5 protein-coding genes and 1 CRISPR repeat array are annotated in these 13,538 nt (G+C 69.4%); of the genes, 1 reads left to right on the forward strand and 4 read right to left on the reverse strand.

The annotated features are described in order from the left end of the window. Nucleotides 1–7: 7 nt before the first annotated feature. Nucleotides 8–1,040: a CRISPR direct-repeat array (repeat unit 37 nt; unit sequence GTCCGAACCAGAGACCCGATCTAAAGGGGATTAAGAC). Nucleotides 1,041–1,217: 177 nt separating this feature from the next. The 3 genes from murF to EBL84_RS09985 are packed head-to-tail and all read right to left on the reverse strand — an operon-like array spanning nt 1,218 to nt 6,708. Next, nucleotides 1,218–2,570 carry a UDP-N-acetylmuramoyl-tripeptide--D-alanyl-D-alanine ligase gene (gene murF, locus EBL84_RS09975; RefSeq protein WP_123140674.1) on the reverse strand — a complete coding sequence of 451 codons (1,353 nt, stop codon included), beginning with the start codon at nt 2,568–2,570 and terminating at the stop codon, nt 1,218–1,220. After that, nucleotides 2,549–5,089 carry a YbcC family protein gene (locus tag EBL84_RS09980; RefSeq protein WP_123140738.1) on the reverse strand — a complete coding sequence of 847 codons (2,541 nt, stop codon included), beginning with the start codon at nt 5,087–5,089 and terminating at the stop codon, nt 2,549–2,551. The genes murF and EBL84_RS09980 overlap by 22 nt, the downstream gene beginning before the upstream one ends. A 14-nt stretch (nt 5,090–5,103) precedes the next feature. Next, the gene (locus EBL84_RS09985; protein WP_123140675.1) at nt 5,104–6,708 is read right to left on the reverse strand and encodes an NADH-quinone oxidoreductase subunit L; all 1,605 of its coding nucleotides are present in this window, start codon (nt 6,706–6,708) and stop codon (nt 5,104–5,106) included. Between the two features lie 795 nt (nt 6,709–7,503). Here EBL84_RS09985 and EBL84_RS09990 point away from each other — a divergent pair. Next, nucleotides 7,504–12,663, forward strand: a complete 5,160-nt coding sequence (locus EBL84_RS09990; protein WP_123140676.1) for a RecQ family ATP-dependent DNA helicase — start codon at nt 7,504–7,506, stop codon at nt 12,661–12,663. Between the two features lie 409 nt (nt 12,664–13,072). On the opposite strand, the gene EBL84_RS09995 is transcribed toward EBL84_RS09990, so the two are convergent. Next, a complete protein-coding gene (locus EBL84_RS09995; RefSeq protein ID WP_123140677.1) occupies nt 13,073–13,531 on the reverse strand; it encodes a hypothetical protein in 459 nt (152 codons plus the stop codon). Between the last annotated feature and the right edge of the window lie 7 nt (nt 13,532–13,538).

Raw genomic sequence — 13,538 nt, forward strand, 5'->3', positions numbered from 1 at the left:
ACTGGCAGTCCGAACCAGAGACCCGATCTAAAGGGGATTAAGACGTCAGCACCGGGTAAGCCCGGCCGCCCTCGGCCGTGTCCGAACCAGAGACCCGATCTAAAGGGGATTAAGACTCCTTGTACCGATCCCATGCTAGCCGCTTGGCGAAGTCCGAACCAGAGACCCGATCTAAAGGGGATTAAGACCCCGCAGGGCCTGCGCGATCGATCCGTCTGGCCGTCCGAACCAGAGACCCGATCTAAAGGGGATTAAGACCGGCCGCGCACTCGAGGCACGCGCTCAGGTTGCGTCCGAACCAGAGACCCGATCTAAAGGGGATTAAGACACTCTCTCATGGCACCGTGCACAGTGCCGGGGTTGTGTCCGAACCAGAGACCCGATCTAAAGGGGATTAAGACCTGTTGCGCTTTTCATTGCGATCTCCTGGTTGTCGGTCCGAACCAGAGACCCGATCTAAAGGGGATTAAGACCTTTTCGACGCGCGCCATCAGGCGCGCCCGCGCTGTCCGAACCAGAGACCCGATCTAAAGGGGATTAAGACCTCGGCGCGAGCGCGCCGCATGAGCGGGATGAATCGTCCGAACCAGAGACCCGATCTAAAGGGGATTAAGACTTCTTGGCTTCCTTGGCCCCCTCGAAGGGGGCCGTCCGAACCAGAGACCCGATCTAAAGGGGATTAAGACGATTTCGCCCGGGGCCAAGGTTGCCGGAACTGCCGTCCGAACCAGAGACCCGATCTAAAGGGGATTAAGACGAGCTCCATGGAGTAGGCGCTCTCAAGGGCTCCGTCCGAACCAGAGACCCGATCTAAAGGGGATTAAGACGTTTGCCATGGTCATAGTCTCCGGTTGGCTGGTGTCCGAACCAGAGACCCGATCTAAAGGGGATTAAGACAGGGTCACCGCCCCAATGCGGACCTCGACCCGATGTCCGAACAGAGACCCGATCTAAAGGGGATTAAGACAGCGGGTCGTGCTCTTCGAGCTGCATGACGACCTCGGTCCGAACCAGAGACCTGATCTAAAGGGGGTTAGGACACGACCTGCTCGCGCAGCGCGCGTTGCTCGGTGGTCCAAACCAGAGGTCAGAGATGGCAGGTCTATCCGTGAACACTCCCTGCTTGTGCGCCGCCCCTGGGCGGTTTTTTTCTGTCTGGACGTGATCGAAAGGGGCCGGGAGACGGGTCCGTCTGACTGTCGGCGAGGGTGGGATGGTCAGTCGCTGGCAGGGAAAGCAATGCGCTGACTCAGCTCCTCGACCAGCCGGTCCAGCGCCATCGCGCGTGATCCCTTGACGAGGATGCAGGTCGCTGGATCGGTGTCGGCGAGGATCCGTGCCGCCAGTGCCGGCGGTTGACTGCAATGATGCTCGACCTGGGCTGGTGGTGTGGGTGCGGCGGTGGCGGCGAAGCCGGGGCCGATGAGGATGCAGCGCTCGGCGCTGGCGGCGGCGAGGGCGGCGATCTCGCGATGGGCGGTGGGCGCGTGCGCGCCCAGCTCGTGCATGTCGCCGAGCACGGCGAGGCGTGGGGCGGGGCAGGTGCGCAGCAGCGCGAGCGCGGCGCGCATCGAGTCGGGGTTGGCGTTGTAGCTGTCGTCGATCAGGGTCGGCCGGTCGGGGGTTGCGGCGAACAGGACCCGGCTGCGCCCGGGTAGCGGCTGGGCGGTGTCGAGCGCGACGCGGATGCGGGGCTCGGCGATCCCCAAGCGCCGTGCGACGGCGACCGCCGCCGCGGCATTGAGCTGGTTGTGGACACCGGGCAGCGCCGCTGCGACCAGCCCCGCTTCGGGGGCGAAGCGCGCGATCTGGTTGCGACAGGCCGGTGGCTCGATCGCCAGCCAGGGGGGCGCCGGGAGCAGCGCCAGGGCGTCCGGGGCGAGCTGGTCGAGCAGCGCGAACTCCTCGCGCGCGACGCCGGCCAGATCACCGAGGAAGGCCAGATGTTCCTCGCCGATGCTGGTGATCACCGCGAGATCGGGCTGGACGAGTGCGCCGAGCGCGGCGATCTCGCCGGGGTGGTTGGTGCCGATCTCGCAGGCGACGAAGTCGTCTCCGGGGCGTGCCGCGAGCAGGGTCAGCGGCACCCCGATGTGGTTGTTGAAGCTGCGCGGGCTCTGGGTGCCGGTCAGGCCACCGGCGCTCAGCAGCTGGTGGATCAGGTGTCGGGTGGTGCTCTTGCCGTTCGAGCCGGAGACGCTGATCACCCGGCAACCGGCGGCGCGCAGACGCGCGCGCTGGGCCATGGCCAGTCGGTGCAGCGCTCCGAGGGTGGAGTCGACCGCGAGCAGCGCCAGTCCCAGCGGCGGGTCGGGCGGGGCGCGCTCGACGATGGCGAGCGCGGCCCCCGCGCCGGCGGCCTGGGCAAGAAAGTCGTGGCCGTCGTGTCGTACCCCGTCGATGGCGACGAACACCTCGCCTGGGCGCAGTCGCCGTCCGTCGATGCCGAACCCGGCGAGCGGTCGCGCGGCGGGCATCGGGCCGAGCCAGTGTCCCGCGACCACCCCGGCGAGATCCGCCGGGGTCCAGTGCGCCGCGCTGGGCGTGCTCAGTGCGACTCGACCGTGCACCAGTCCCCGTCCTCCGTCCGTCGGGCGCAGTCGCCGCTCGACTCGATGCGGAACAGGTGCAGCCAGCCGTGCTCGACCAGCTCGCGCACCAGGTCGTGGCGCGCGATCACCGCGTCGATCTCGCTCTGCGGCGCCTCGATGAACACGCTCAGCCGGATCGGCTCGTGGATCCAGCGTCGGCCGTCGTGCAACGACTGCAGCGGCAGCCCCACCCGTAGGTCGCCGCCGTTGCCCTCGATCACGCCGATGGCGCCGCCGACGACGTTGTGCAGCACCTTGTTGCCACTGCCGAAACGGCGGTTGTCGACGCAGGAGGCGTAGTACTGGAGGTTGATCCAGCTGGCGACCACCATCGGCGCGGTCATGATCAGCTCCAGGGTCGCGAAGCCGTGATCGGCGCGCCAGTCGTAGTCGTGGAGGAAGGCGCGGCCACCGAGGTCGAGACCCTGGGTGCGCGTGCGTGGCGCGGCGACGAAGCAGGCGTTGCCGGCCAGCCCCCACTCCGGGCGCACCTGCGACCAGTCGCGGGCGCGGTGCTCGACCCGTCTGGTCAGCGCCCGACCCTCGCGTCCACCGAGTCCGAGCAGCGTGGCGCGTTGCAGCCGGGTCAGCTCGCCGGCCTGATCGAGCCGACTGCCGAGTTCGGCCAGTTCCTCGGCATAGTCGGCGGGGAGTCGCTGGTGGTCGAACAGCCGGATGCGGTCGGTGGTGGTGTCGTGGAGCGCGGGCAGGAACCAGGTGTCCTGCGGGATCGCGATACCGCGCTCGGCGAGTCCCGCGCGGACCTCCGGGGTGTTGAGCAGCGCCGCCACCACGCGGGCGTTGGTCTCGCCGCTCTGGCCGCCGCAGGCGCCGCAGTCGAGCCCGGTGGCATGGGGGTTGTTGACGCTGCTGCTGCCGTGTCCGACCAGCAGCACCAGTCGGGCGAAGCTGGTGGTCAGCGACATGCCGCGGAGGATGCCTTCGGCGAGTGCGACACGCTCGGCCTCGGGGATGCCGAGTGCGTGATCGGCATGAGGGTGGCCACAGGGTGCGAGGCTGGGGGCGAGGCGCGCGGCCTGCTCGGGGTCGAGCCTGGGATCGTCCGGGGCCGGCACCGGGCGGCTCCAGCCGAGGCTGTCACCGATGAGCTTGGGCGCGTAGAGCCAGAAGCCGGCGGCCTCGACGAAGGAGAAGCACGAGGCCGCGCCCATCTTGAAGGTCTTCCACGCCTTGCCGATGCCGAGCCGTCGGTGCTGGGCGGCCAGCGCCTCGGCTTGCTCCTCGGGTTCGGCCTCGTGCAGCTCGGAGCAGACCCGGTAGCGCGGCGCGAGCAGCACCGGGAGCTGCGGGCGTGCTCGATCGGCGCCGAACGGCTGGTGGGCGATGGGGGCGCCGAAGAAACCGGCGAAGCCGAGGGTCTGGACCCGGGGGCAGACGGTTTCCAGCGCGCGGCGGATCACCTCGGAGCGCACGTCGATGCAGAAGGCGGCCTGGAGCGGCGGGCGGGTGGCGGGCGTGCTGTGGCGGTGTGCGCGCAGTCGCGCGATCAGACCGCGTTGATAGGCCAGCTCCTGGGCGCACAACAGCACCCGGTCGATGGCGTCCTCGGGGTCGGGCGCGTCGGGGTCGCCGGCGCGTCGTTCGAGGTCGGCGCAGAGCGCGTGCCAGCGGGCGGCGAGACCGGGGCTGGCCTTGTGCTCGTAGACCAGGACCTCCCAGGCCAGACGGATGGCGAGCAGCGCCTCGATGTGGTCGTCGCTGCCGCCCTCGAGTTCGGCCTCCCAGCGCAGCAGCCGGGTCCAGGCCGCCCAGCCGCCGACATCGAGCAGCGCGGCGTGGAGATAGTCGGCCCAGGCCGCCTGGGGGATGCCGAGCCGTCCCAGGGCCGCGCCGATACAGGCGCGCGGCGCCTCGGGCAGGGCGCGCACCCGGGCGCGGATGCCGCTCTGGCCCATCATGTCGGCGCTGTAGTCGAGCGCGGCGAAGGCGCGCCAGGCGTCGTAGAGCCGCATCCCCGACCAGGGGTGCTGCCAGGTCGCCTGGCCCATGTCGAAATAGGCTGCGCAGTGATGGCTGATGCGGTCGATCACGAATTCCGACCAGTCGTCGGCGTCGAGTTCGTCGACCAGCGCGGTGATCAACGGCACCCCGGTGCGTGGCGCGCGCTCCCGGGTGAGCGCTGCGCGCAGTTGCTCGGGGGTGAGCGTGCTGGCGCAGCGTGCGGCGGCCTCGACGAGGTCCTGCTCGCCGATCTCGCCGCGCTCGAGCCGCTCGCGGAAATAGCCGCGCGGCATGTACATCCGCACCCCGGCGATGCGTCGCAGCAGATCCCCGGCGTGGTCGAAGTCGAGCGCGCGCAGCCCGTGGAAGGGGTTGACCGCGACGAAGCGGTCGAGCGGCCAGAGCGGGGCGATGCGCGCGCAGGCCGTCTCGATCGCTTCGATCAGGTCGTGCTCGCCGGGACCGGGTGTCTCGGCATCGAGTGGCAGTTGGCCGGCCATGCGTGGCTCCGGGGTGTGCAGGTCATTGGGCTTCATCTGAGATCCCTCCATCAGGCCGTGACGGTCGCCGGACGCGGCGGCCACAGTCGGGTGATCAGTCGAGTCACCAGGATGTCGACATAGAGTCCGTTGTAGAGATGGATCTGGATCGCCTGGCGCAGCGGTCCGTGCAGTCGGGTGAACAGATGCTGGAGCAGCAGCAGGCCGACGAAGACGGCGACGATCGCCAGCGCGGTGAGGGTGCCGAGCCGCGCGGCGGCGACAGGCAGTGCCATCACGTCGTCATTGATCGCTAGCTCGAACAGTCGGTGCAGCCCGAAGTAGCCGACGCAGACCAGGGCGCCGATCAGGGTCGCGCGCGGCAGCAGCGCCGCCTCGGCGCCGAGGCGCAGCGCCTGCAGCAGCAGTTGGGCGACGGCGACGGTGACGATCGCCCCGGCGACGAGCAGCGCCGGTTGGTGGCCTGGATCGATGCCGAAGGCCAGCGCGGCGAGCAGCGCCATCAGCAGCGCCCCCTGGAAGGCGACCAGCCACTGCCAGGGCGCGAGCGGAGCCTGGGCGAGCTGCGGCGTGGGGGCGCGGAAGCCGTCGACGCTGCTGCCCGAGGCGAGGAAGGCGTGCGCCTTGTAGAGCGAGTGGGCGACCAGGTGGAGCAGCGCCAGGCTGTAGAGCCCGAGCCCGGCCTCGAGCAGCATGAAACCCATCTGCGCCGAGGTCGACCAGGCCAGCGAGACCTTGATGCTGGTCTGGGTGAGCATCACCAGCGAGGCCACCACCAGGGTGACGAGCCCGATCAGCGCGAGGGCATCGAGCGCCGCCCCCGAGAAGGACATGATCGGGCTCATGCGGATCACCAGGAAGGCACCGGCATTGACGATCCCGGCGTGGAGCAGCGCCGAGACCGGGGTCGGCGCCTCCATCACCTGCAACAACCAGCCGTGGAAGGGGAACTGGGCGCACTTGAGCACCGCGCTCAGCACCACCAGCCAGGCCGCCCACTGCAAGGGCGCCGACAGCGGTCCGAGATGCCCGGCCATGGCCGCGTGCAGCCCGGCGAACTCCAGGGTGTGCAGCTCGGCGCCGATCAGCACCACCGCGATCAACAGGCTGACATCACCGATACGGCTGAAGACGAACTTCTTGTGCGCGGCGAGCTGCGCGCCGGGACGCTCCGGGTAGAACAGCAGCAGGCGGTGCAGGCTCAGGCTGGTGGCGATCCAGGCGAGCGCGAACAGCAGCAGGTTGCCGGCGACGATCAGGGTGAGGATTGCCGCCAGGGTCAGCAGCAACCATTGGTGGAAACGCCCCTCGTCGGGGTCGCCGGCCATGTAGTTGCGCGCATAGCGGGTGACCACGGCGCCGACCAGCGACACCAGACAGAGCATGATCGCGGTCACCCCGTCGAGATAGACCCCGAGCCCGAGGCCGCCGAACAGCGGTACCGGCAGCGAGAGCAGGGTGACCGACTGCGCCGGGCCGAAGCCGTGCCCGATGAGCGCGACCAGCGCCAGCGCGAAGGCCGTCCAGGCCGCCAGCCCGGAGAGCCGGGCCATCCCGGGCCCGGCCTCCCGCGCGCGCAGGCCGGGAAGCGCCCCGGCGGTCCAGAGCACGGTGGGCGCGAGCAGGGCGGCGAGGGTGGAGAGCGTGAGCGTCATACCGAATCCTCCCGACTGAGCAATCCATGGGCGATGTACTCAGGGTAGGTCGGTCATCCCTCCTTAAAAAATCGATCTTTTAGCTGATTTGTATCGATTTATTTCGATGAGTCAGCGTTTGCGCTGAGCGATCGACAGGGAAGTGAACCGCAATGACGCGAAGGGTGGGCAACGATCGTAGGGTGGGCAAAGCGCAGCGTGCCCACCGTGCGCCAGCCGCCGGGGGATCGAACCGCGATGACGCGAAGGACGCGAAGGGATTTCGCAAGGTGGACAAAGGCACCGTTGTTCCAGGATGGCGTCCCGCGCCCCGCCGCCAGCTTGTAGTTTGGGTTGCCGTCGGCAACCCAACACCGGCGCCGTTGCCCGATGATGGCGCGCCGATGCCGGGTGACACGTCCACGGGCGTTCCCAGCTCGTCGACTGAGCGGTGCGCGGACGGGACGTCAAGCCCGGGTTGATCGCAATCTCTTCGGATCGAATCCCCCCAACCCCCTTTGACCAAAGGGGGCTTTCAAGCCCTTTGCGTCCTTCGCGTTATCGCGGTTCGATCTTCTGGCGGCTGGCGGCTGGCGGCTGGCGGCTGGCGGCTGGCGGCTGGCGGCTGGCGGCTGGTGGGCACGCTGCGCTTTGCCCACCCTACAAAAAGCCTTCGCGTCCTTCGCGTCATCGCGGTTCAATCTTCTGGCGACCGATCTTGCATCGGTCGCGATCTGCGTCTAACGTCCACGGTTTGCGGCGCGCCCGGTGGTTGGCGGTCGAGGATGCAGGATTCGAGCAGGAGCTGGGCGTTCGGTGGATGGGTTGATCGTCGACCTCGAGGTGGTTCCCGCAGGCGACGAGGCGCCTGCCCGGATCTTCAAGATCGGTGCGCTGCGCCAGGGGTCCGGCGAGACGCTGGAGCTCGACACCGACGGCTGTCTCGATGCCGCGCTGCGGCGCCTCGATGCCCTGGCCGAAGGGGCCGACTGCGTGCTCGGTCACAATGTCCTCGACCACGACCTGCCGCTGTTGCGTGCCGCCGCCCCCGATCTGAGGCTGTTGCGCCTGCCGGTGATCGATACCCTCAGGCTCTCGCCGCTGGCCTTCCCCCAGGACCCCTATCACCAGTTGGTCAAGGACTACAAGGCCGTTGCGGCGAGCCGTAACTCGCCGCTGGCCGACTGTCGCGCGACCGCGGCCCTGTTCGACGCCGAGACCGAGGCCCTCGCCGCGCTGGGCGCGCGCCGTCCCGTGTTGCTCGACTGCTATCAGACCCTGCTCACCGAGCGCGCCGACGGCGGGCTCGGCGCCTGGTTCGCCGGCCTGACCGGGCACGCGCCACACGCGGCGGACTGGTTGGTCGGGGCGCTGCGCGGGTTGCTCGTCGACGAGACGACAGAAGCGGGTGTCCGGGTCTGTCCCGCCGCGCTGGAGACACTGCTCGCCGGGTTGGTCATCGACACCGAGCGGCGCTGGTCGCTGGCCTATGCGCTGTCCTGGCTGCTGGCGGGTGCGGGCGAGGCGGTGCTTGCGCCCTGGGTGCGCCATCAGTTCCCCGTCACCGCCGAGCTGATCGCGCGGCTGCGCGACACCCCCTGTGGCGATCCCGCCTGCGCCTATTGCGCGCAGGTCCACGACCCGAGGACTCAGCTCCGGCGCTATTTCGGTTTCGAGGATTTCCGCCGCGAGCCCGAGGGCGGCAGCCTGCAACACGATCTGGTGCTCGGTGGCATGCGCGGCGAGTCGCTGCTGGCGGTGTTGCCCACCGGTGGCGGCAAGTCGCTCTGCTACCAGCTCCCGGCGCTCAACCGCTATCAGCGCAACGGCGCGCTGACGGTGATCGTCTCGCCGTTGCAGTCGTTGATGAAGGATCAGGTCGACGGGCTGCTGGCGCACAACCTGCACTGCGCGGCGACGCTCAACGGCTTGCTGACCCTGCCCGAGCGTGCCGACGTGCTCGATCGCATCCGGCGCGGCGCGGTCGGACTCCTGCTGGTCTCGCCCGAGCAGTTCCGCAACCGCGCCTTCCGCGCCGCCATCGCCCAGCGCGAGGTCGGTGCCTGGATCTTCGACGAGGCGCACTGTCTGTCGAAGTGGGGCAACGACTTCCGGCCCGACTATCTCTATGTCGCGCGTTTCATCCGCCGCTTCGGCGGCGACGATGCGCCGGTGGCGCCGATCGGTTGTTTCACCGCCACCGCCAAGCCCGATGTGCTGGAGGACATCCGCGCCCATTTCACCGAGGTGCTGGGGATCGGCTTCCGCGACCTGATCGGCACGCCCCGACGCGCCAATCTCGACTACGGGGTGCTGCCGGTGGGCGCCGCCGAGAAGCCGGTGCGCATCCATCAGCTGCTCACCGAGACCTTTCCCGAATCCGACTCACCCGGCGGCGCCGTGGTGTTCGCCGCCAGTCGGCGCCATGCCGAGGAACTGGCCGAGTTCCTCAGCGGGCAGGATTGGGACTGTCGGCACTTCCACGCCGGGCTGGCGCCGAACGCCAAGAAGGACATTCAGGACGCCTTCAAGCGCGGCGCGCTGCGGGTGATCGTCGCCACCAACGCCTTCGGCATGGGGGTCGACAAGCCCGATGTGCGGCTGGTGGTGCACGCCGACATCCCCGGCTCGCTGGAGAACTATCTGCAGGAGGCCGGACGTGCCGGGCGCGACCAGCAACCGGCGCGCTGCGTGCTGCTCTACGATCCGCAGGACATCGAGACCCAGTTCGGGCTCGCTGCCCGCACCCAGCTGAGTCTGCGCGACATCCAGCAGATCCTCCGTGCGCTGCGCCAGATCCACGGGCGGCGTGGCGATGCCGCCGAACTGGTGGTCAGCAGCGGCGAGATCCTCCAGCACGCCGCGCTCGATGCCGGGTTCGACGCCGATGCCGATCACGCCGAGATAAAGGTGGTGACCGCGCTCGCCTGGCTGGAGCGCGCCGCGCTGCTCGAGCGCGATGTCAACGAGACCCGCCTCTTCCCCGCGCGGCTGCACGAGCCGGATCGCGCGCGCGCCGCCGCCCGTCTCGACCGGGCGGGATTGCCGCGCCGCCAGCGCGCGATCTTCGACACCGTGCTCGACTGTCTCTACGCCGCCGCGGCCGATGCGCGGATCGACACCGACGCCCTGGCGCGGGCGACCGGGACCAGCGGTGAGGAGGTGACCGGGGTGCTGCGCCAGCTCGAACAGCTCGGGCTGGTGGACAACGACACCCAGCTCACGCTGTATCTGCGTCATGGCGTCAGTGGTGCGGCGAAGGGGCGCCTGGAGCGCTGTCTCGCGCTCGAACAGGCGCTGTTCGCGCTGTTGCCGGAGCTTGCCCCGGATGCCGACCAGGGCGAGTGGCAGGACCTCAATCTGCCCCGGCTCACCGCGCGACTGCGCGAGGAGACCGGGCAGCACGGGCTCAGCCCGCCACGGGTGCTGCGGCTGTTGCGCGGGCTCGCGCAGGATCGCGATGGCGACAGTCGCCAGCCCGGCGCCTTCGAGCTGGATGCCTTCAGCCGCGACCATCTCCGATTGCGGTTGCGCGGGCGCTGGGGCTGGACGCGGATTCACGCCTTCGGCGAGCGCCGGCGCGCGCTCGCGGCGACCTTGTTGCGTTTCCTCATCGCGCGGGTCCCCGAGGGGGTCCGGCGCAAGGACGTCTTGGTCAGCACCACCTTCGGTGAGCTGCTCGGCTGCATCGAGGGCGATGCGGTGCTTGCTGCCACCCTGTGCCCGGAGCAGCGCCGCGCGGCCATCGAACACGTGTTGCTCTATCTCCATCAGCAAGAGGTGCTGGCGCTCAATCACGGCATGACGGTGATGCGTCGGGCGATGACCATCGAACTCGCATCCGAGCGCACCGATGGCTACCAGCGCAAGGACTACGATCGGCTCGATGCCCATTACCGCGAGCGCCGCTTCCAGATCCATGCCATGCGCGAGTATGCCGAGCGCGCCCTCGACAGCGGCATGGAGGCGGCGCGGACGCTGCTGGCCGACTATTTCAGCCAGTCCCGCCAGGCCTTCCAGCGTCGCTACTTCGCCGGCAAGGCCGAGGTGTTGAAGTTGGCCACCAGCGAGGCGTCGTGGCAGGCGATCGTCGAGCCGCTCAACGCGATCCAGCGCGGTATCGTCACCGCCCACGACGATCGCAACCGGCTGGTGCTCGCCGGGCCGGGCTCGGGCAAGACCCGGGTGGTGGTGCACCGCATTGCCTATCTGCTGCGGGTGTTGCGGGTGCCGGCGGCGAGCGTCATCGCGCTCACCTTCAACCGTCACGCCGCCAACGAGATCCGCCGGCGTCTGTTCGACCTGGTCGGGCGCGATGCCTGGGGGCTGACGGTGCTGACCTATCACGCCATGGCGATGCGCCTGACCGGCACCAGCTTCGAGCGGCGCGACAGCGTCGACGAGGCCTGCCTGGGCGAGGTGCTCGACCGCGCCGCGGCGTTGCTCGAGGGCGCGGTCGAGGTCGACGGCGAGGACGATCTGCGCGAGCAGCTGCTGCGCGGTTATCGCTACATCCTGGTCGACGAATACCAGGACATCGACGACCGTCAGTACCGTCTGGTCAGTGCGCTGGCGCGGCGGCGCGCCGAGGGCGAGCAGGACGCCGGGCTGTGCATCCTCGCCGTCGGCGACGACGACCAGAACATCTATGCCTGGCGTGGTGGCAACAACCGCCACATCGAGCGCTATCGCGAGGAGTACGACGCCGAGATCGCCTATCTGGTGGAGAACTATCGCTCCAGCGGCGCCATCGTCGCCGCCGCCAACCGGCTGATCGCGACCAATCCCGACAGGCTCAAGGAGGCGCACCCGGTGCGGGTCGATGCCGCGCGCGAACAGGCGCCGTCGGGCGGGCGCTGGGCGGGGCTCGACCCCGTGGCGGCGGGGCGGGTGTGTTGTCTGCGTCTGCCCGAGCACGACCGCGCCAGCGGTAACCAGCAGGCCCAGGCCGCGCTCGGCGAGCTGCGCCGGCTGCTCGCGCTCGAGGGCGAGGGCGAGTGGCAGGGCTGTGCGGTGCTGGCGCGCAGCCATCGCCATCTGCGCCCGCTGCAGGCCTGGTGCGAGCGCGCCGGGGTGCCCTATCACCTCGCTGCCGAACAGGGGCGGGCGCTGCCGCTGACCCGCGAGCGCGGCTTCCTGCGGGTGATCGACGCGCTGCGCGCTTTGCCTCGCGAGCAGGTGCTCGATGCCGCCGCAGTACGGGCGCGGATCGCGACGCTGGTGCTCGATCCGCGCTGGCGGCGCTTCTTTGCCGAGGCGTTGGTGGCGCTGGCCGGCGAGCTCGGCGATTGCCAGCTCGCACCGGCGACGCTGATCGACTGGCTCTACGATCATGCCCGCGAGATCCGCCAGCAACCGCGCCCCGGGCTCTTCCTCGGCACGGTGCACGCGGCCAAGGGGTTGGAGTTCCGCCATCTGGTGCTGCTCGACGGTGATTGGCGCGCGGCGCCCGAGGCGATCGATGAGATGCGCCGACTCTATTACGTCGGCATGACCCGTGCCCGCGAGACCCTGACGCTGTGCGCCATCGGCGCGGGGAACCCCTGTCTCGATGCGCTCGGCGAGGGGGTGTTCGAGCGCCAGGTGCGGCTCGCGCACGCCCCCGAGCTGGAGGTGTGTTATCAGCCGCTGGGGTTGCAGGAGATCGACCTTGGCTATCCGGGGCGCCAGCCCGCAACGGCACCGATCCATGCCGCGATCGCCGCGATCGCGCCGGGCGAGCGGTTGTTCCTCGATTCCGAGGGAGAGCGGTATCTGCTGCGCCGCGCCGACGGTCAGGTGGTCGGGCGGACCGCGCGCGCCTTCCGGCTGGGGCTGGTCGATCCGGTCTGCGAGGTCGTCGCCATCATCCGTCGCGAGGCCGAGGACAGCGAGCCGCAATTTCGCGGCAAGCTGCGTTGCACGCGCTGGGAGGTGGTGGTGCCGCGGCTGATCGGTCGGCCGCGGAGGCGGGTGGCGGCGCTGGCGGCGGGTTGATCGCGCGGGGCAGCAGGGGCGGCGTACCGCGCCGGTCGGTGTCTCAGGGTTGCGGCGTCATGCCCATGCCGCCGGGGGATTGAACCGCGATGACGCGAAGAACGCGAAGGGTTTGAAAGTGTTGGGTTGCCGTTGGCAACCCAACCTACTTTGATAGATGGAAGCTGATTCGAACCGTCATGACACGCGGGCCTGAAAGCCCCCTTTGGTCAAAAAGGGGGGGATTCGATCCGAAGGGATTCCGAACAACCCCGCCTCGACGACCTGTCTCTCAGATCACGTCTTCGCCAGCACGCGGTGGGCACGCTGCGCTTTGCCCACCCTACGAACCTCCTTCGTGTCCTTCGCGCCATTGCGGTTCAATCCCCCGGCGGCTGGCGGCTGGCGGCTGGCGGCTGGCGGCGCTGACCTATCCGTTGCGGGTGATACGGATGCTGAAGTCGATGCGCTCGCCGCGTCGTGCCGAGGCGCGGGGCTGGAAGGGGCGGATCAGCCAGACGGTCGGGGCGGTGGCGGTGAGGGTGGCGGTGCGGCCCTCGAACTCGCCGCGGAAGACCGCGGTGCCGCTGCCGTCGGCGGCGTCGTGGACGTTGAAATAGACGTTGCTGCTCGCGCTCTCCAGGGTGATCTCCAGACGCTCGCCGGGTGCGCTGCGGATGGCGTAGGCGGGACTGGCATAGCCGTCGATGCGGCCTTCGAGGCGTAGTGGCTCGGCGCCGCCGGTCTGGACCTCGACCAGGGTCTCGTCGGGACCGAGCAGGCGGGGGATGGCGGTGTCGGTGAGGTCATCCTCGGTGGTGGGCATGCCGGTGCAGGCGACGAGGAGCGCGAGCAGTGGCAGGGTGGCGAGATGGCGGATCGGGCGCATACAGGTG

This window comes from Marichromatium sp. AB31 (genome assembly GCF_003718685.1).
In the GTDB taxonomy this organism is placed as follows: Bacteria; Pseudomonadota; Gammaproteobacteria; order Chromatiales; family Chromatiaceae; genus Marichromatium; species Marichromatium gracile.

Bases quoted from the DNA above. Each gene is read 5' to 3' on its own strand.
- EBL84_RS09980 (WP_123140738.1), bottom strand. From the start codon at position 5,089: ATGAAGCCCAATGACCTGCACACCCCGGAGCCACGCATGGCCGGCCAA.
- EBL84_RS09985 (WP_123140675.1), bottom strand. From the start codon at position 6,708: ATGACGCTCACGCTCTCCACCCTCGCCGCCCTGCTCGCGCCCACCGTG.
- EBL84_RS09995 (WP_123140677.1), bottom strand. From the start codon at position 13,531: ATGCGCCCGATCCGCCATCTCGCCACCCTGCCACTGCTCGCGCTCCTC.